Source organism: Nocardia xishanensis NBRC 101358 (genome assembly GCF_001613365.1).
Classification (GTDB): domain Bacteria; phylum Actinomycetota; class Actinomycetes; order Mycobacteriales; family Mycobacteriaceae; genus Nocardia; species Nocardia xishanensis.
On the sequence record NZ_BDCF01000024.1, the window covers coordinates 68,287 to 86,920 of the forward strand.

Sequence of the window (18,634 nt, forward strand, 5' to 3'; positions counted from 1 at the left end):
GACCGAGGTGAACCCGTTGGCGTAATAGGGCCGCAGTGAATCGCTGGTCCCGATCCCGGCGCGGTCGGGCAGGACGAAACCTTCCCGTTCACGCGTTCTTCGGTGACCAGAGCTGAACGATCGCGACACGCTTCCTGGTGTCGTGCACCGGCGTCGCCCGGATCCGACCCAGCCGGCCGATCAGGTCGCGGCCGGAACCCTCGATCGCGGCATCGCCTGGTTCGGGGACCAGGGCGGCGAGGCGACCCGAGCTTCGGTGTCGCGCCCGCCGCCCGGCGAGGCGGTGTTCAATGCGATCCCTCACCGGCTCCCTCCGGCGTTCGCGCCGGCGTTCGGTCGGCCGGTGGTGGCATCGGCCCGGCGTTCGAGAACGGGTTGCGTTTGGCGCGGAGCTTCCGGTTGACGAGCGTGAGGTCGCCGCCGTAGTGGTCCATCACCCGGTGGTCCATGACCGCGCGCCACAGCGGTGGCACGGCGGCCAGCACGACCATGGTTGCGTACCCCGCGGGCAGCTGCGGCGCCTGCATCGAGCTGCGCAAGGTCTGGTACCGGCGGCCGGGGTTCGCGTGATGGTCGCTGTGCCGCTGCAGGTGGAACAGGAAGATGTTGGTAACCAGGCGGTCGCTGTTCCAGCTGTCACGCGGCGTGCAACGCACGTAGTTGCCGTTGGAGCGGCGCCGGCGCAGCAGGCCGTAGTGCTCGACGTAGTTCACCGTCTCCAGCAGCCCGGCGCCGATCAGCGCTTGCAGCGCCAGGAACGGAATCACCAGAGGCCCGAAGACGACGATCATCGTGCCGAACAGCGCGATGCTCATCGACCACGCCTGCAGCAGGTGGTTTTCCAGGCTGAAGAAGCCCTTTCCCCTGCGGCTCAGGCGTTCTTGCTCCAGCGCGAGAGCCGAGCGGAACCCGCCGACCATGCTGCGCGGCAAGAACTCCCACAGCGACTCGCCGAATCGCGCGCTCGCCGGATCCTCCGGCGTGGCGACTCGCACGTGGTGGCCGCGGTTGTGCTCGACGAAGAAGTGCCCGTAGCCCGACTGCGCCAGAGCTACTTTCGCGAACCATCGCTCCATGTGCTCGACGCGATGGCCGAGCTCGTGCGCGGCATTGATGCCGATGCCGGACACGACACCGAGCGTCACCGCGAGCCCGAGCTTGTCCACGAGGCTCAATTCGGTTCTGGACCACAGATAACCTGCGATCAGCAGACCGACGAACTGCATCGGCAGGAAAAGGTAAGTGCACCAACGATAATAACGATCGTTGGACAGTACCTCGTAGTCCTCGTCGCGTGGATTGCTTCCGTCGTCACCCACCGCCCAGTCGAGCAGGGGGATGACCACGAACACGATGATCGGACCGATCCACCAAAACAGTTCCAGCCCAGTATGGGCCACCAGTTGTGAGGGGAGGAGGGCGCAACCCGGGGCAATCAGACCGAAAATCCAGAGGTACCGCTTGGGGTCACGCGCTTGCGTATTTTTGAAGACCGTCATAGCCGTCCCGCTGATCCAACAGAACACCACCTGTCGTCAAGTGTGGCCGCCGAAAACGGTGCGCTGAGTTGCCGCTCCAGAATAACCGTTTGCTCCCGGCAATCCAGGGTTCCGCGAAAATAGTTCCCTGACCGGGCGGCTTCACGGGCCAACTCGCCCACCCCGCATCGGTCGACCCGGACTTCTCGAGGAGTTCGGTGCGGCAGATGGGTTCTCGTCGATTGACACCATCGAGTACTGACACTCGGTAGTGGGCCGGATTCGTCCCATTACCCAAGACCCGGTCACGCGAACTCCGCGACCGGAGATGCGCCGTCGGCGCGGGTCGGCCGAGAGACCGACCCGCCGCCGGGCACCATGCGATAGGCGATTACCGCATCACAGCGACGAACCACCGCGCCGCGGATCCGCGATCACGGCAGCCCCCCGCAGTTGGACGGGGCGGGAGCACCGGCCAGCCGGTCCGTCACCCACTGCTGCGAAGCCGCCAGCGCTGGGAAGAACGCCATCACGTGCGTGCCGACCAGGCCGGACATGCTGGGAATTTCGGCGTTCGAGTCCAGCTGAACCGGCACGCCACGACTGCACCAGCTCGACGCCACACCGTGAATCGGCGCGAAGGGCGCGCCCTCGTCGTTCTGCGCCGAGGAGATGAGCACGGGCATATCCGGGGTGAGTCCCCCGAGACGCTGCTCGTCGAACACCGCTTTCAGCGTCGGGGACTGATCGATCACGGCGGCGAGCGGAAGTCCGCTCGCGGTCCACTGGGATGTGTGCTGGTACTGCTGCGCCATCCCCATCGGCACCGCGCACTTGCCCGCCGATTCGTTCAGGATCGCCTTGCCGGTGTCGTTGAGCTCGGCGTCGAGCACCGGGCCGACGCTCGGGTAGTTCGCCGCCATCCCGTTGAGAATCCAGGCGTAGGTGGGAGCGATATCGGCTCGGCCGTCGTTGTATCCGATGAAGTACTGGTCGTCCACCACCGGTCCGCCGACGTAGGCGCCTCGGACGTTCAAGTCGGGAGCGTAGCTCGGGTGGAGTTCGGCGGCGCCACCGGAGGCCATGCCGCCCTGCGAGTATCCGTAGAGGATGACCGGGGCGCTCGGCGCGAGCCCGTTGCCGGGCAACTGCAGCACGGCGCGCGCGGAGTCGAGCACCGAGTGGGCCTGCGCCTTGCGGTTGAGGTAGTCGTGCATCGCGGGCGTGCCGAGGCCGTGGTAGTCGGTCACCATCACCGCCATGCCGCGCGCCAGCAGCGTGAAGATCGCGACCAGGTCGTATTCGAAGATCACATCGGCGGGCGGCTCGAACTGGACGATCTGCGAGAGCAGCTTCGAGGGCGCGCACTGATCGCCCTGGCCTTTCGTGCCGCCCGCGTACGCGATCAACGGCCGCTCACCCGGACCGGTCCACGGCACGATGGGATCCAAATACGTTCCCACGACAGCGGTCATCGCGTCCTGTGCGTCGGTGCTGAGGTACATCAGGCGCGTCGCGCGCGCCGGAATGACTCCTGGCTGTCCGGGAGCCGACAGCGCCACCTGCGTCGGCTCGGCGCGAAGGATGTTGCCCGGGGCTCCACCCGGGAGCGGAGCGGGCGGAATGTAGAAATCGGTGGCATCGGCTTGCACCACCGGGTCCGTCCACGCGTGCGGTGCGGTAATCGCCCCGCCGCCGACAAAGGTGAGGGTTCCGGTCAAAACTGCGGCCCAGCTGAGTATTCGACTCCTCACGTTCCGTCCTTCCTTCGAGATGGGGAAGAGCCACGACATCTAGAATCGGATACCGAGATTATCGGTATCGCGGCCGATGGACAGCGAAAACCAAATATCGTAATTCCACTCGACTGTCGAAAAGCAGTTCGAAACGCCGATATCCGTGTCACATTTTCGACGAGTCCGGCGCGACCGACTGTTTCGTCGCGCCGCCCGAGTTCCCTTGTTCCGCGGCCATAAACGCGCGGCCCGTCCACCGATCGTCGAGGCGCCGGATGCGCGAGGTCGCGCGCTGCTGTGAGCAGATCTGCCGAGGGCAGCGAAGGGCCGATTCCACCGCTGCCCTGAGGCACGGTGAGAGCATGGCTCACGACGACAAGACTCCCCTGTTCAGCTGGCGCGCCAGAGAGCAACTGCTCGGCCGCCGCATCCTGGTGCTCGACGGACCGCTCGACGACGACAACGGCACCCTGCTTGCCACACAGTTGCTGACGCTCGCCGCCGAGAACGGCGATGCGGGCATCTCGCTGTGGATCCACTCGCCAGGCGGCTCGGTTCCCGCGATGCTCGCGATCCGCGACGTCATGCGGCTCGTGCCCTGCGAAGTGTCCACACTGGCGCTCGGATTGGCGTGCAGCGCGGGTCAATTCCTGCTGTCCTCGGGCAGCCCGGGCAAGCGCTACGCCCTGCCGCACGCCAGGATCCTGATGCACCAGGGCTCGGCGGGAATCGGCGGCACGGCCGTCGACGTGGAAGTTCAGGCCGACGACCTGCGCCACACCGTGGAAACGGTGCTCGGCCTCATCGCCGCCGACACTGGCCAGCCCTTCGACCGCATCTACGAGGACTCCCTGCACGACCGCTGGTTCACCGCGGCACAGGCCAAGGAATACGGCTTCATCGATCACATAGTGGACGACTTCGGACAGGTCGTTCCCCAACGCCAGCGAATCGGGATCTCGGCATGAGCGAACGAAGTGAGCGAATCAATGTGCCAGCGCGCCGCGCGCGTGCCGCAGCCGAGCGCCAGCGAGGCGAAGGCATGAGCGAACGAAGTGAGCGAATCATGTGCCAGCGCGCCGCGCGCGTGCCGCAGCCGAGCGCCAGCGAGGCGAAGGCATGAGCACCTACACCATCCCCAATGTCATCGCCCAGCATCCGCGCGGCGGCGAGCGCATCACCGACATCTACTCGCACCTGCTCGCGGAGCGCATCGTCTACCTGGGCACGCCGATCGACTCCGGCGTCGCCAACGCGCTGATCGCCCAGCTGCTGCACCTGGAATCGGAGAGCCCGGAGCAGGAGATCCAGTTCTACATCAATTGCGAAGGCGGCGACCTGACCTCGATGCTCGCGATCTACGACACCATCCAGCACATCGGCGCGCCCGTGCACACCACTTGCGTCGGGCAGGCCATCGCCGTGGGCGCGGTGCTGCTCGCGGGCGGCGCGCCTGGTCGCCGCGCGATGCTCCCGCACGCCAGGGTGGTGCTGCACCAGCCGGCCGCGCGCGGGCAGGGGGCGATTCCCGATCTCATCCTGCAGGCCGACGAGCTGGTCCGGATGCGCGCGGAGATCGAGGCGATCCTGTCCAGGCATACCGGGCAGACGGTGGAGCGGCTGCGCCACGACACCGACCGGGACCGGGTCTTCACCGCGCAGGCCGCGATCGACTACGGGCTCGTCGACACCGTGCTCGAGCCGCGGGGCTGAACGACCGGCTCAGGCCGCGCGGAGCAGCATGGTCGGCACGGCCTGCGAGCGTCGCACCGGGGCGCGGCGGGCGCGCAGTTCCTCGGCGACCTGCTCGGTCAGCCCGCCGAGTGTGGTGCCGAGCGCGCCCGCCAACGCCGCGATCATCTCGCTGGACGGCTCCTTGCGCCCACGCTCCACCTCCGACAGGTACTGCGGCGAGATACCCGCGCGTCCGGCGGTTTCCACCAGCGTCTCGCGCTGTTCTCTTCGCAGTGAGCGCAAGCGCTCGCCGAGCACCTCACGCCACAACGGTTCCGGAGCGGGCTCGGGACGCCTGGGGCGGTCGTCGCGGCCACCGGGGATCGAGTGCAGTCTCGGATGCTCGGTCATGAAACGAAGCGTACGTTTCGCCCCGCGGTGCGCGACTAGTCATTACGCTGTCGGCGTACGTCTCGGCGGTGCCGCCGTCGCCGGGACGTGATGCTTGACCTGAACCTCCGTTGAGGGTGCAGGCTGGGAGCATGACTCAGGCTCCGCAATTCTGGAACACCGTGTACGACAACGACACAGCCCCGTGGGTGATCGGGGAACCGCAGCCTGCGATCCTCGCCCTGGAACGGGACGGATGGATTCGCGGCAGGGTGCTCGATCCCGGTACCGGTGCGGGCGAGCACACGATCGCGTTGACGAAGCTGGGCTACGACGTGCTCGGTGTCGACCTGTCGCCCAGCGCGATCGCCTACGCCAAGCGCAACGCCGCGGACAAAGACGTCCCCGGCGCCCGGTTCGACGTGGTCGACATGCTCGCGCTCGCCGACGCGGACCACGACCGGCTCGGCGTCTTCGACACCGTCGTCGACAGCGCCCTGTTCCATGTCTTCGGCACCGAGCCCGAGGCGCGGGCCGCTTACGTCCGCGGTCTGCACCGGATATGCAAGCCGGGCGGTCTCGTGCACGTTCTCGCGCTGTCGGACACCGAGCCGGGTTTCGGCCCGCGCATCAGCGATTCGCTCATCCGTGGGTCGTTCGCGGGCGAGGGCTGGGAACTCGAGGATCTCGTCCCGTCCACCTATCGCGGCCGGGTCACCGAAGTGGTGGCCGAGGAAGTGGCGCGCCTCGGCATGCCCTCCGAAGGACTGGTCGACATGGTCGCCTGGCTGGCGCGGATCCGGCGCGTCTGAGCGCCGGGCTCACCGGCTCGGGTTCATCACGGGCCCGTCGAGGACGTCCCATACCGCGATCAGTCCGACGACGGTCGCGGACGGGGACGTGGGCCGATCTGATCGAGCAGCGTGTTGACCTCGTCCGGGAAACCGTTGGTGACCGGCTTCGGCGTCTTGTTGGGAAACCGCCGCGTGACATGCTCCTCCGCGGCGGAGCCCGGCAGCACGTAGACGGGTTCGGATTTGCTCTGCAACGGACGTACGACCTCGTCGAGGTGCCCCTTCCGGTCGTCTATGAACCCGCCGATCACGTCCTCGCCCGCGGGGCAGACGGCCATGCAGTAGCCGGCCTTGTAGTTGGGCTTGAACGACAGGCTCTGCCACATGGAGAAAGATTCGCCCGTGGTCACTCGCGCGCGGTACTCGTCGCGGTCGGCGCTGTCGGCGACGGTCTCGGCCCAATCGGTGAAGCCGCCCATGAACTCTCGATAATTGTGCGTGTAGCAGGCTTGGAAGTCGAAGCCTCCGTCCGTGGTGATGGCGCCGACCGGGCACGCGGACACGCACAGCTTGCACTCCAGGCACGGATTGAATTCCAGCGCCGCGCTCGGCTCGTCGACCACAGCGTCGGTGACCACCGTGCCGAGCAGGATGAAGTTGCCGAACTTCGGGTGAATGACGTTGCGGTGGATGCCCATAACGCCCAACCCCGCCGCCTGTGCCACCACTTTGTGCGCGATGACCCAGATGCGGCCGGGAAACCGGTCGACCTCCATCGGATATCCCGGCGCTGGATAGACGGCGCGGTAGCCCGCGTCCTGCAGCGCCCTGGTGATGCGGCGCGAGACCTCGTTTGTCTCGTCGTCGGCGTGGTTGAATTCGGTATTCGCCAGGCTGCGTTGCGGACTGCGCAGGTTGTCGCGGTTCATCCGCACACAGAAGGATACGAATGTCCTTGCCGCGGGCAGTATTCCGCGCGCGTGGTCGAATTCCTCCGCGACCCTTGGATCCTCGACGGGCACGAAGCCCACATCGTCGGCGCCCGCGGCCAGGCAGATCTCGCGCAGCCGCGCGGCTTTCAGCACCGGCTCGGGTTTCGTGCGTGCCCGCTCGGCGATTCGCTTGACGGTCGGATGATCGGCCAGCCGCCCCGTTGATTCCTGGTCGTTTGTCGACATCGGGCCCTCCTACCCCATCGTGAGGCCGAGACAGCCTCGAAAAGGTAGACCCCGCCGAGCGTCGAAATTCATCGGCCCGCGGCGTTCTCTCGCCTGCTCACGGCGGTCACGGGAGTTGCGGAACCGTTGCCGAGCGGCCGATCGGAGTTATCCTCGGGGGGCACGATTCGACCGACCAGGGCCATCGGAGAGCTCGCCCAGAATCGAGGCCGACAATGGCCGACATACTGCCGACACAGCGCAGCCCGTCCTCCGGCATCGACGCGGACCTGAACGCCGAAGGGTTCGAACAGGCGGAGGAGATCGGGCGCGGGGGCTTCGGCGTCGTCTATCGCTGCAGGCAGCCGGACCTGGACCGCACGGTTGCCGTGAAGGTGCTGACCTCGAATCTCGACGCGGAGGGCATGCAAAGGTTCATCCGCGAGCAGCAGGCCATGGGACGGCTATCAGGCCACCCGCACATCGTCGACGTCTTCCAGGTCGGCACCACCGGCTCCGGGCACCCGTATCTGGTCATGCCGTATCACCCCCGCGGCTCGCTGGAACAGCGGATCAGGCACTACGGTCCGCTCGACTGGACCGCGACGCTGCGGCTCGGCGTCAAGATGGCGGGTGCGCTCGAGGCGGCCCACCGGGTCGGGACCCTGCACCGCGACGTGAAGCCGGGCAACATCCTGATCACCGACTACGGCGAGCCGCAGTTGACCGATTTCGGCATCGCGCGGACCGTGGGCGGCTTCCGCACCACGACCGGAATCATCACGGGCTCACCGGCATTCACCGCTCCGGAAGTGCTACGCGGCGAACCGTCGACGCCCGCGTCCGATGTGTACGGGCTCGGTGCGACGCTGTTCTGCGGGCTCACGGGCCACGTCGCCTACGAGCGCCGCAGCGGCGAGCAGGTGCTCGCCCATTTCCTCCGGGTCGCCGCGCAGCCGGTCCCCGATCTTCGGACGGAGGGCGTGCCCGACGACGTCTGCACGGTGATCGAGCACGCGATGGCGGGCGAGGCGGCCGAGCGACCGGAATCGGCCGCCGCCCTCGGCGAGGAATTGCGCGCGGTGCAGCGGCAGCACGGCGTGCCGATCGACGTCATGGTGCTGCCGATCGCACCGGGACCCCGGACGCCGCCGCCCGCCGCGACGGTCCGTCACCGCGAACGCCCCACCGCTCCCCCGACCCCGGCGACGAAGTACCGTCCGCCGACGCCTGCGCGCACGCCTGTCATCAGAAAACGACTGCTGGATCAGCTCCGCTCTGGTTCGCGCAAGCGATTGACCTTCGTCCACGCGCCGAGCGGCTTCGGCAAGACCACGCTCGCGGCCCAGTGGCGCGACGAGCTCGCCGGAGCGGGCGCGCCGGTCGCCTGGTTGACCGTGGACGAGGACGACAACAACGTCGCCTGGTTCCTCGCCCACCTCGTGGAGGCGATACGCGGTGCGCGCCCCCACCTCGCGGACGAACTCGATCGGGTGCTGGAGGCGCACCCCGACGACGCCGAACGCTACGTGCTCACCTCGCTGATCGACGATCTGCACACCCACGACGACCGGGTCACGGTCGTGCTCGACGATTGGCAGCGCGTAACCGACGCCTCTTCCGTGGCGGTCGTCCGGTTCCTGCTCGAACACGGCTGCCACCACCTGCCGATCATCGTGACGAGCACCTCCAGATCCGGACTTCCGTTGAGCCGGTTGCGCATCGACGGAGAGCTGGAGGAAATCGACTCGGCGACATTACGTTTCGATGCCGACGAGGTGCGATCCTTCCTGGACGAGGCGGGCGGGCCGCGGCTGGCGGATGCCGACATCGACGCGTTGACCGGAACCACGGACGGCTGGGCGGCGGCGCTTCAGCTGGCGGTGTTGTCGTTGCGTGCGGGCGACGATCCCGCGCGACTGATCGAAAGCCTGTCCGCGCACGCCGACATCGGCGAGTTCCTGGCGGAGAACGTGCTCGACGCACTGGAGCCGGACGTCCTCGAATTCCTCACCAAAACGTCCATCTGCGAACGCATCTGCGGTGATCTGGCGTCCGCGGTCAGCGGCGAGGAGCACGGGCGCGCGATGCTGGAGGAGATCGAGGACCGCGGTCTGTTCCTGCAGCGCATCGACCCGAATCGCGAATGGTTCCGCTATCACCAGCTTTTCGCGGGGTACCTGTGCCGTCGGCTGGAGCGGGACCGGCCCGAGGAGATCGAGACGCTGCACTACCGCGCGTCGGACTGGTTCGCGCACCACGATCTTCTCAACGAGGCGGTCGATCACGCGCTGGCCGCGGGGAACGTGGAGCGTGCGGTCGACCTCGTCGAGCGAGGCGGGGGCTTCCTGCTGGAGCGGTCCAAGATGACCACGCTGATGGGCATTCTGGCCAAGTTGCCGGCGCGGTCGATCCTGCCGCGCCCCCGCATCCAGCTCTTCATCGCGTGGGTGAATCTCGTGCTGCGCCGTCCCGAACCGACCAGCGCGGCGCTGGCCCGGTTCAGGACGGCGTTCGACGCGGCCGAGCTCACCGAGGCCGATCGAGCGGACATGCGCGCGGAGGCCGACGTGCTCGCCAGCGTGCGGGAGATGTTCGCCGATCGGGTCGCGGAGGGCGACCGGCTCATCCGTGAGGCGCTGTCCCGCCCCGGCGATTTCTCTCCCCGAGTGGCCGGAGTGGCGGCCAACATCGCCTCGTTCGCCGCGATGCATCGCTTCGATTTCGACGCCGCGCGCCGGTGGCAGCAGTGGGCCGAGCCGTATCACGAGGCGACGGGCCCCTTCCTGCGGGTGTACGGCCGCTGCTTCGCGGGCATCGCCGCGAGGGAGCAACTGGACATCCCCGCCGCCGACCAGACGTTCCGGGACGCACTGCGCCTGGCGACCACGACCATGGGTCCGCACTCGCACGCGGCACGGCTCGCTGCCGCCGTGCTCGGCGAACTCCGCTACGAGACAGGCGATCTGGACACCGCGGCGGAGCTGCTGGTGGAGAGCCTGGAACTGGCGGACGAAGGTGGCGGCGGCGTCGATTTCATGATCGCTACCTACGCGGTGGGCGCGCGGGTCGAAGCCGCGCGTGGCAATCTTCGAGCAGCCGCGAAGCGGTTGGCCGACGGGATGGACAAAGCCGAGCGATCGGCGCTGCCGCGGCTGGCGGCCCGGTTGCGCAACGAGCGGGTCCGCTGGGGACTGAGCCTCCCGCCGGGCGAGGCCGAGCGCATGCTGCGACCGCGCGAACTGCGCCACGACGACGGCATCGCCACCCTCATCGCCGAATGGGACGAGGACTCCGCGATCCGGCTGCTGCTCGCGACGCACGCGCCCGAGCGATGCGACGAAGCGTGCGATCGGGCGCGGGCCCTGGTCGCGAGCATCGAGCCCGACCGCCGTCCGCTCGCCGCGCTGCGCGTCCGACTGCTCCTCGGCGCCGCGCTGCGCCGCGCGGGTCGGCAGGAAGAGGCAGAGCAGGTGCTGGCTCCCGCCATGGCGAGATGCGCCGAGACAGGACTGACCCGCCTCCCTCTCGACGCGATGCGTCTGCCGGAGCCCGACGTGATGTGATCACGCGTCAGCGTGCTCGCCGCTCGTGGCGCTTCTCGCCGCGGCGTCGACCCGCACCGGAACCGGGAACGGCGGCGACGGTCGAAGGATCAGAGGCCCGCCTCGCTGAACCGCGCCGCGTCCTTGCGGACACCGAAGGAGGTGATGATCTCCAAGACGCCGAGCACGATCAGCCAGATGCCAGCGACGAGAGTCAGCGTGGCCACCGAGGTGACCGGCCAGACGATCAGCACGATGCCCGCGATCGTGGTGATCACGCCGAAGAATCCCTGCCAGCCGCGCCCCGGCAGTTCGGGATCGGAGATGGCCGCGACCAGCAGGGCCACGCCGCGGAACAGCCAGCCGATACCGATCCACAGTCCGAGCAGCAGGATCGAGGCGAGCTCGTCACGGAAGCAGAAGATGCCGATGATGATCGACAGCACGCCGCTGATGAAGTACAGCACTCGCATGCCGGTGCTCCTGGTCGCGCCGAACGCGGCAACCAGCTGCAGCACGCCTGCGACCACCAGATAGATACCGAAAAGGATGCCGGCGACCAACAGGGTCTTGTCCGGCCACACCAGAATCACCACACCGAGGATCACCGAGAGGACGCCGGTGACCAGAACGGTTTGCCAGGCGGCCCGCATGAGCGCCTGAGCAGGTCCTTCGACCACGCTGTTTGTCGTCATGACCAGATGTTATGCCTTGCAGCATAGGTTCTCTGGAAATTTGCTATATAGCGTGCCGCGGACCGGTCCCGCGCCGCGGCGCCGGTCAGTCCCCGGACGCGACGATGTTCACCATCCACGCGACGCCGAACTTGTCGCGGCACATGCCGAACTCGTCGCCCCACATCTGCTTCTCCAGCGGCACGGTGACAACGCCGCCCGCGACCAGCTTGTCCCAGTAGCCGCGCAGTTCCTCGGCGTCGTCACCGCTGAGGCTGATCGAAATGCTGCTGCCGGGAAGGTATTCCATGCCGGGCGGGGTGTCCGCCGCCATCAGCGTGAACCCGCTCGGCGTCTCCAGCTGGCCGTGCATGACCAGTTCGGCGCCGGGCGAATCCTTATCGCCGAACTCGCCGAAGGTGTTCACCGCGAGGGTGCCGCCGAATACATCGCGATAGAACTCGAGGGCAGGGCGCGCGTTGTCGCCGAAGCCGAGATACGGGTTGAGCTTGGAGACCATCGGATGCTCCTTAGCTGTCGTTGCCGCCACACGCGAGGGTACTGCCGCACCGCGAAAAGTGGCGTAGATAACGCCGCACCCGATCCACGTTTACCGCTCGAGCGGCATGGGAAGTCATCCCTAAGTGGCTCTCGCCGTAAGCACCTGTGGAGCGGGGGTCGCATTCTGTGAGTCTCGGGTTGCTAGGGAGAAGAGGGTGGCGGTTGTACTCGTGCTGCAGGCACGCGGACTCGGTGATCTGCTCACCGCGGTCCCGGCCCTTCGTGCGCTGCGCCGCGCCGAGCCGAGCGACCAGATCGTGCTCGCCGCCCCCCATCGGCTCAAACCGATCGTCGACCTGATCACTTCGGTAGACACTATGGTGCCCACCGCCGACGTGAGCGCGCTGCGATGGGACGGCCCAGCGCCGAAGCTCGCGGTGAACCTGAACGGGCCGAGCGCCGAGAGCATCGTCGAACTGGTCAAGACCGACCCAGGACGGATACTGACCTACCGCAACCCGGCTTTTCCCGAATTGGAAGGACCGGACTGGCAGCCGGAGATGCACCACGTGGAGCGGTGGTGTCACCTGCTCGAATCCGACGGCATCGTGGCCGACCGCCGCAATCTCGGGCTGGTGCCGCCCGTCTCGACCAACAGCCGCCGCGACTGCGTCGTCGTGCACGTCGGGGCGGGCGCGCCCGCACGGCGCTGGCCGCCGGACCGGTTCGCCGCGGTGGTGCGGCACCTGCTGGTACTCGGGCGCGAGGTGGTGCTCACCGGCGACGAATTCGAGCGTGACATCGCCTTGAACGTCGCGGCGCGGGCCGGGCTCACCCAGACGAACGTCCTCGCGGGTAAGCAGAACCTCATCGATCTCGCCGCCACCGTCGCCGAGGCCGCCCTGGTGATCAGCGGCGACACCGGCGTCGCGCGACTGGCCACGGCCTTCGGCACCAGGACGGTGCTGCTGTTCGGGCCGACGCCGCCGCGCTGGGGCGGTCCGCCGCCGCACCTGCTCGCAAGGCACATCGTGCTTTGGGCTGGTCAGACGGGGGATCCCGCGGCCGACACTCCCGACCCCGGCCTGTTGCGCATCGGCGTCGCCGATGTGGTCGCCGCGGTCGAGAAGCAGCTGAACCAGCGCAACTCGGCTGCGGCCCGTCGTCCCGCCTATCGCAGGGTCGGCTGACCTCTCACCCTTCGGCGCGCGCCTCCGTCAGCGCGGCCGAGTAGGCCGCGAGCGCGCTCGGCCAGAACTGTTCGAGGTAGTCGCGCGCATCGCCGAGCCCGCGCGGATCGAGCGTGTAGAGCCGCCGGGTGCCCTCGGGACGAGCCATGACCAGCCGTGCCGCTCGCAGCACCTTCAGATGCTGGGAGACCGCCGAGCTGCTCACGCCGACGATTTCGGCCAGCTCACCCACCGATCTCGGCGCCTGCGGTAACGCCTCGAAAATCGCCCGCCTGGTCGGCTCGGCCAGCGCCTCCAGGGCCCGAACTCCGTTAGTCGCCACTTAAACATTGTGATCAACTAGCGATTAACTAGTCAAGATCGGCTATTACCCAGTTTTCGCAGGTCGATAACGGATGCCCGCTTCGTCGTTATCTATCCGTGACACACGAGCTGGGCTTTTATCGATCTGTGATGGTAGCCACAAGATAACAAAACGACTATCACGGTCCCGTACGTTCAAGTCATGCCCGTGACCGATCTGTTATCTGTTCTTCGGCCCGGCGCGACTCGCTCTCGCCGGCACCGTGTCGCCACCCGTGCGGTGGCCGTCTCCGCCGCCGTAGGCGCCACCCTCGGCGTCCTCGCCGCAGCCAACCCCGACGACCAGCCCGCGGCGCCCGCGGTCACCGCCGAGGCCGCCGCCGACTCGAGCGTCCAGTACGCCGCGTTCACCGGCGAGGGCCAAGAGCCGCAGGCCGGTCCCGAGTGGGAACAGCACCGCCCGGCCCAGGAAGCAGCCCTGCCTCCCCCGCCGCCCCCTCGCCCGACGACCGTCCGCCCGGTCGCTGGTCGACTCACCTCTTACTTCGGCAGCCGCTGGGGAGCCCAGCACAACGGCCTCGACTTCGGCGACCCGCTGGGTGCGCCCATCTTCTCCGTCACCGACGGCGTGGTGATCGAGGCGGGCCCCGCCTCCGGCTTCGGCCTGTGGGTGCGCGTCCAGCAGGACGACGGCACTGTCGGAGTCTACGGGCACGTCAACGACATTCTCGTCAACGTCGGCCAGCCGGTTCTCGCGGGCGATGTGATCGCCACCGTCGGCAACCGGGGCCAGTCCACCGGACCGCACCTGCACTACGAAGTGCACGATCCCAACGTGGGCCCGATCGACCCGTGGCCGTGGCTCGCCGCCCGAGGCATCAACGTAGGTACCGCCGACGAGTGATCCCGTCCGGGGTTTCGCGAGCACGATGAGGGGCTCGTGAAACCCCGCCGGTCGTCACTCCCGGCAGCCATGCCCGCGAACAGCGCCGTTCGCGGGCATGCGCGTTTCCGCTCGCCGCTCCCCCGCTCCGGGGCGAGCGGCGGCGCCGTCTGATACTGCGGTACGAGACGCGAATGGCGCTGCGGCGGGACGTGTTCCGGCGTCGCCGGTCCCTAGTTTCGGGACATGCCGACGACCGAACTCGCCACCGCCACCGGACGCCACCGCCGTCGCCTCGATTTACGTCACGGGATCGACCTGCCGCGCGGCGCGCGACGCGCGCACCGACCGCTGCTGTGGTCCGCGGCCGCGATGACCGCGCTCGCCGTGTTCTCCCTCGGTGGGATGGTCGTCGACGACCGCACGTTGCTCGGGGAATCGGTGTGGTTGAAGACCTTCGAGTTCGGGGTTGCGTTCGCGGTTTACGAAGTCACGCTGGCATGGTTGTTGTCCTTGCCGCACAAAGGATCTCGCGCCACGTGGTGGCTCGGCACGGTGTTCGCGGCGACCGGTGCGATCGATGTCGGCTTCATCGCGCTGCAGGCGGCCCGCGGCACCTTCAGCCACTTCAATTCCGCCGACGACCCGGTCAACTCCATCGGTCAGACGGTGTTCGCCTCCGGCGTGCCCGGGCTGTTCCTCGCGAATCTGCTGATCGTGGTGATCCTGTCCTGGCAGCGGTTGGTGGACCGCCCCACCGCGCGCGCCATCCACGCCGGGCTCGCGCTGGCCGTTGCGGGCATGGCCCTCGGCTATCTGATGGGGTTCACCGGCGGACAACTCGTCCGCGACGCCAACGGACGGGTCGTGGAACTCGTGGCAGGGCACACCGTGCTGCGGGACGCCCCCGCTGCCGAGCTCGCGGTCCGCGACGCCGCCGAAGGCATGCCGCTCACCCACTGGAGCACCATCGGCGGCGACCTGCGCATCCCCCACTTCCTCGGCCTGCACGGCATCCAGATCCTTCTCCTGGCCGCGTTCCTGCTCACCCGCTCGGCCCGCCGTCACGCCTGGCTGCGCCCCGAATCCACCCGCGCCGCCCTCGTCGGCATCCTCGCTCTCGCCTACACCGGCCTATTGGCCGTCAGCTTCTCGCAAGCGATGCGCGCCCAGTCCCTCGTCCACCCGGACGCCGCGACCCTCATCTCCTACGCCTGCCTCGTCGCCTTCGCCCTCGGCGCGACCCTCGCCGTCCGCCGCCGCGGACGACGTCTCGTCGCCGAAGCGCGATCAGCCGTGTAGTGGGTCGCGCGCTAGCGCAACAGCTTGCGACGGCAAGTCGATACCGAGGCGCCCGCGGCGGCTAGCGCAGCCGTTCCGCTTCGCGGGCGAGGGTGACGAGGGTCGCGCTGAGGGAGGCCAGCTCGTCGGTGTCGGCGCCTTCGCCGATCGCGGTCGCGATGTCCTCGGCGGCGCAGCGGGCGGCGAACCAGCGGTCCGCCAAGTCGGCGGCCTCCTGGGCGCTGAGCACGACGGAGTCTTCCGGGATCCCGGTGCCTTTGAGGCTGTTGCGGTGTTCGTAGGCCCGTTGACGGCAGGACTGGCGGCAGTACCGGCGACGACGCCCGGCCTCCGACTCGACGATCTCCCGCCCACACCACAGGCAGGACAGCAAGCGGCGCGACATGAGGCAGAACACTAGTGTGTCGCTCGCGGGGTTCGCCCGCAGACCCCCCGCCGTGGCCGGACCGCAACACAGCACACCGCACCGCCGCCCGCGTGGCGAGGAGTTACTTCGCTACCGACTACAATGGAACGGTTCACCGTCGCCGTATCGGGAACTATTGACGCAGGCCCGTTCGTTGCACTAAAGGTCCAGCGAACGCAGGACGCGTTCGCCCGGGCACGGTCGCAGCGCAACAAAGACTCGAGCACAGGGAGAGGCACACCATGGCAGATCGCGTACTCCGGGGCAGTCGGCTCGGAGCGGTGAGCTACGAGACCGATCGCGACCACGACCTGGCCCCGCGTCGGATCGCCCGGTACCGCACCGACAACGGCGAAGAGTTCGACGTGCCCTTCGCCGACGACGCCGAGATCCCCCCGACCTGGCTGTGCCGCAACGGTCAGGAGGGCATCCTGGTCGAGGGCACCACGCAGGAGACCAAGAAGGTCAAGCCGCCGCGCACCCACTGGGACATGCTGCTGGAGCGCCGCAGCAAGGAAGAGCTCGAGGAGCTGCTCAAGGAGCGCCTCGAACTGCTCAAGACCCGCCGCCGCGCCTGACGCAGCAGACCGAAAAGGCCGCCTCCCCTTCGGGAGGCGGCCTTTTGTCATGGGGCCTGGCGCGTCAGTGGCTGGCGACCTTGCGATAACGCAGCAGCGCCAGCGGCATCGCCACGCCCAGGATCGCGACCGAGCAGATGATCGCGTATTCCACGCAGTGGTCGGCAGCCCAGCCCGACGGCGGCACGAACGACGGCGGCGAATCGTTCTCGAAGAGCTTGCGGCCGGACGCCGAGACGGCGGTGATCGGATTCCATTCCGCGACGGTGCGCAGCGGACCCGGCAGCGTCTCGGCGGAGATGAAGGCCGAGGAGATGAAGCTGAGCGGGAACAGCCAGATCAGGCCCGCGCTCTGCGCCACCTCGACGTTCGGCGAGAACAGACCGGTGACCGCGCCCACCCAGGACATCGCGAACGCGAACAGCAGGATGATCCCGAAGGCCAAGGCGGCGTCGGCGATTCCGCCGTTGATTCGCCAGCCGACGATGTAACCGCAGCCCACCATGACGGCCACGCTCAGGATGTTCACCACCAGATCCGAGAGCGTACGGCCCATGAGCACCGCCAGCCGCGACATCGGCAGCGTGCGCATCCGGTCGATGATGCCCTTCTGCAGGTCTCCCGCCAAGCCGACGGTGGTGAACGCGGCGTTGAAGGCCACCGTCTGCGCGAAGATTCCGGCGAGCAGGAACTCGCGGTACTGACTGCCGCCAAGGGTGGCGCCGAAGATGTAGGCGAACAGGAACACGAACATCAGCGGCTGGATCGTCGCCGTCACCAGCAGCGTCGGCACCCGCAGGATGGTCAGCAGATTGCGGTGCGCGACGATCGCGCTGTCACGGAAGATCCGCAGCTTCGGAGGTTTGATCTCCAGGGCCACAGCCGGTTTCGGCTCCGGCCGGGGGGCTTCCTCGGTCTGGTCGAGCTCTGCGCGTTCCACGGTCGATGCACTCGTCACAGGTTCACCTCACTCGCGTGCGCTGCACGGTGGTCGTCGTCGATTCGCGTCGCTGACTCACGACATGATCTCCTCGGGTACGTCGTCGGTTTCCGATTCGGCGTCGGGCGTTGGCGCCGGTGTGCCGGTGAGAGACAGGAATACGTCGTCGAGACTCGGACGGTGCACGCTCGCGTCGACCACGCACACCCCGGCGTCATCGAGCCTGCGCAGCGCCTGAACCATCGTGCGCGAGCCGTCGCCGACCACCACTGTCACCTCCTCGGTGCCGATGTCGTGGCTCGGCTCGCCAACGCCGATCTGGGCGAGCACTCTCATCGCGGGCTTCGCCTCCTGCCCCGGGGCCAGGGTGACGGTGAGCCGGTCGCCGCCGATCGAGGTCTTCAGCTCGTCGGCCGAGCCGCGCGCGATGACCCGCCCTCGATCGATGACGGTGATGCGGTCGGCGAGCAGATCGGCCTCTTCCAGGTACTGGGTGGTGAGCAGCACGGTGGTGCCGTCGTCGACGAGATCGCCGATGACCCGCCACATGTCGAGCCTGCCGCGCGGATCGAGACCGGTGGTCGGCTCGTCGAACACCACCACCGTGGGGCGGGCCACCAGCGCGCCCGCCAGATCGAGGCGGCGCGCCATGCCGCCGGAGTAAGTGCCCGCGCGGCGGTGCGCGGCGTGGTCGAGGCCGAGCGCGCTGAGCAGTTCGGTGGCTCTGGCGGTGGCCTGGCGGGGTGACATGCCGTAGAGCCTGGCCACCATACGCAGGTTCTCGTAGCCGGAGAGGTTCGCGTCGACGGCGGCGTATTGGCCGGACAGGCCGATCCGACGTCGCGCGGCCGCCGGATCGCGGAGCACGTCGACCCCGGCCACCCGCACCGAACCAGCGCACGGCTTCAGCAGGGTGGTGACGATCCGGACGGTGGTGGTCTTGCCCGCGCCGTTGGGGCCGAGTAGTCCCATCACCGTTCCCGCCGGAATCTCCAGGTCGATGTCATCGAGCACGCGGACCTTGCCGTAGTTCTTGACGAGGCCGCGCACTTCCACCGCGAGAGTCATGACCGCACCTCACTC

General features: G+C 68.1%; 18 protein-coding genes. 8 read left to right on the forward strand and 10 right to left on the reverse strand.

All coding sequences use genetic code 11. From position 1 onward, the window contains the following. Positions 1-287 precede the first annotated feature (287 nt). Complete coding sequence (locus tag NX1_RS20225) at positions 288-1,499, reverse strand: alkane 1-monooxygenase (protein ID WP_084501594.1); 1,212 nt, start codon at positions 1,497-1,499, stop codon at positions 288-290. A 413-nt stretch (positions 1,500-1,912) separates the two neighbouring features. Further along, positions 1,913-3,232, reverse strand: a complete 1,320-nt coding sequence (locus NX1_RS20230) for a lipase family protein (RefSeq protein ID WP_169812255.1) — start codon at positions 3,230-3,232, stop codon at positions 1,913-1,915. Positions 3,233-3,576: 344 nt separating this feature from the next. Here NX1_RS20230 and NX1_RS20235 point away from each other — a divergent pair, with 344 nt between their 5' ends. Together NX1_RS20235 and NX1_RS20240 are read left to right on the forward strand one after the other, a co-directional pair. Further along, the gene (locus NX1_RS20235) at positions 3,577-4,182 is read left to right on the forward strand and encodes a ClpP family protease (protein ID WP_068061676.1); all 606 of its coding nucleotides are present in this window, start codon (positions 3,577-3,579) and stop codon (positions 4,180-4,182) included. A 151-nt stretch (positions 4,183-4,333) separates the two neighbouring features. Continuing rightward, positions 4,334-4,927, forward strand: a complete 594-nt coding sequence (locus NX1_RS20240) for a ClpP family protease (RefSeq protein ID WP_068061679.1) — start codon at positions 4,334-4,336, stop codon at positions 4,925-4,927. A gap of 9 nt (positions 4,928-4,936) precedes the next feature. On the opposite strand, the gene NX1_RS20245 is transcribed toward NX1_RS20240, so the two are convergent. Beyond that, positions 4,937-5,299 carry a helix-turn-helix domain-containing protein gene (locus NX1_RS20245; protein ID WP_068061682.1) on the reverse strand — a complete coding sequence of 121 codons (363 nt, stop codon included), beginning with the start codon at positions 5,297-5,299 and terminating at the stop codon, positions 4,937-4,939. A gap of 131 nt (positions 5,300-5,430) precedes the next feature. On the opposite strand from NX1_RS20245, the gene NX1_RS20250 reads away from it, so the two are divergent. Continuing rightward, the gene (locus NX1_RS20250) at positions 5,431-6,090 is read left to right on the forward strand and encodes a class I SAM-dependent methyltransferase (RefSeq protein WP_068061685.1); all 660 of its coding nucleotides are present in this window, start codon (positions 5,431-5,433) and stop codon (positions 6,088-6,090) included. A gap of 59 nt (positions 6,091-6,149) precedes the next feature. On the opposite strand, the gene NX1_RS20255 is transcribed toward NX1_RS20250, so the two are convergent. Beyond that, positions 6,150-7,250: an epoxyqueuosine reductase gene (locus NX1_RS20255; protein WP_068061687.1), complete on the reverse strand. Its 1,101-nt coding sequence runs from the start codon at positions 7,248-7,250 to the stop codon at positions 6,150-6,152. Positions 7,251-7,465: 215 nt separating this feature from the next. Between NX1_RS20255 and NX1_RS20260 the strand changes: the two genes are divergently transcribed. Then, positions 7,466-10,795, forward strand: a complete 3,330-nt coding sequence (locus NX1_RS20260; protein ID WP_068061690.1) for a serine/threonine-protein kinase — start codon at positions 7,466-7,468, stop codon at positions 10,793-10,795. Between the two features lie 89 nt (positions 10,796-10,884). Here the strand turns inward: NX1_RS20260 and NX1_RS20265 are convergent, their stop codons facing one another. After that, entirely contained in the window at positions 10,885-11,469 is a 585-nt protein-coding gene (locus NX1_RS20265) for an HdeD family acid-resistance protein (protein WP_068061693.1), read from the reverse strand. A gap of 85 nt (positions 11,470-11,554) precedes the next feature. Then, positions 11,555-11,968, reverse strand: a complete 414-nt coding sequence (locus NX1_RS20270) for a VOC family protein (protein WP_068061696.1) — start codon at positions 11,966-11,968, stop codon at positions 11,555-11,557. Positions 11,969-12,164: 196 nt separating this feature from the next. Between NX1_RS20270 and NX1_RS20275 the strand changes: the two genes are divergently transcribed. Then, positions 12,165-13,139, forward strand: coding sequence for a glycosyltransferase family 9 protein (locus NX1_RS20275; RefSeq protein ID WP_068061699.1), 975 nt, complete (start codon positions 12,165-12,167; stop codon positions 13,137-13,139). A gap of 4 nt (positions 13,140-13,143) precedes the next feature. On the opposite strand, the gene NX1_RS20280 is transcribed toward NX1_RS20275, so the two are convergent. Then, a complete protein-coding gene (locus tag NX1_RS20280) occupies positions 13,144-13,461 on the reverse strand; it encodes an ArsR/SmtB family transcription factor (protein WP_084501596.1) in 318 nt (105 codons plus the stop codon). Positions 13,462-13,644: 183 nt separating this feature from the next. Here NX1_RS20280 and NX1_RS20285 point away from each other — a divergent pair, with 183 nt between their 5' ends. Then, on the forward strand, positions 13,645-14,346 hold the full coding sequence (locus NX1_RS20285) for a M23 family metallopeptidase (protein ID WP_068061702.1): 702 nt from the start codon (positions 13,645-13,647) through the stop codon (positions 14,344-14,346). Between the two features lie 225 nt (positions 14,347-14,571). Next, positions 14,572-15,627, forward strand: coding sequence for a class-II aminoacyl-tRNA synthetase family protein (locus NX1_RS20290; RefSeq protein ID WP_245668593.1), 1,056 nt, complete (start codon positions 14,572-14,574; stop codon positions 15,625-15,627). Positions 15,628-15,688: 61 nt separating this feature from the next. Here NX1_RS20290 and NX1_RS20295 read toward each other — a convergent pair whose 3' ends face one another. Continuing rightward, positions 15,689-16,012: a hypothetical protein gene (locus NX1_RS20295; protein ID WP_068061705.1), complete on the reverse strand. Its 324-nt coding sequence runs from the start codon at positions 16,010-16,012 to the stop codon at positions 15,689-15,691. Between the two features lie 263 nt (positions 16,013-16,275). Between NX1_RS20295 and NX1_RS20300 the strand changes: the two genes are divergently transcribed. Continuing rightward, positions 16,276-16,611 (forward strand): RNA polymerase-binding protein RbpA, encoded by a 336-nt coding sequence (locus NX1_RS20300; RefSeq protein ID WP_067791875.1) that lies wholly within the window; start codon positions 16,276-16,278, stop codon positions 16,609-16,611. A 64-nt stretch (positions 16,612-16,675) separates the two neighbouring features. Here NX1_RS20300 and NX1_RS20305 read toward each other — a convergent pair whose 3' ends face one another. Together NX1_RS20305 and NX1_RS20310 are read right to left on the reverse strand one after the other, a co-directional pair. Then, the gene (locus NX1_RS20305) at positions 16,676-17,458 is read right to left on the reverse strand and encodes an ABC transporter permease (RefSeq protein WP_068061768.1); all 783 of its coding nucleotides are present in this window, start codon (positions 17,456-17,458) and stop codon (positions 16,676-16,678) included. A 168-nt stretch (positions 17,459-17,626) separates the two neighbouring features. Next, the gene (locus tag NX1_RS20310; RefSeq protein ID WP_068061708.1) at positions 17,627-18,619 is read right to left on the reverse strand and encodes an ATP-binding cassette domain-containing protein; all 993 of its coding nucleotides are present in this window, start codon (positions 18,617-18,619) and stop codon (positions 17,627-17,629) included. Positions 18,620-18,634: the final 15 nt, after the last annotated feature.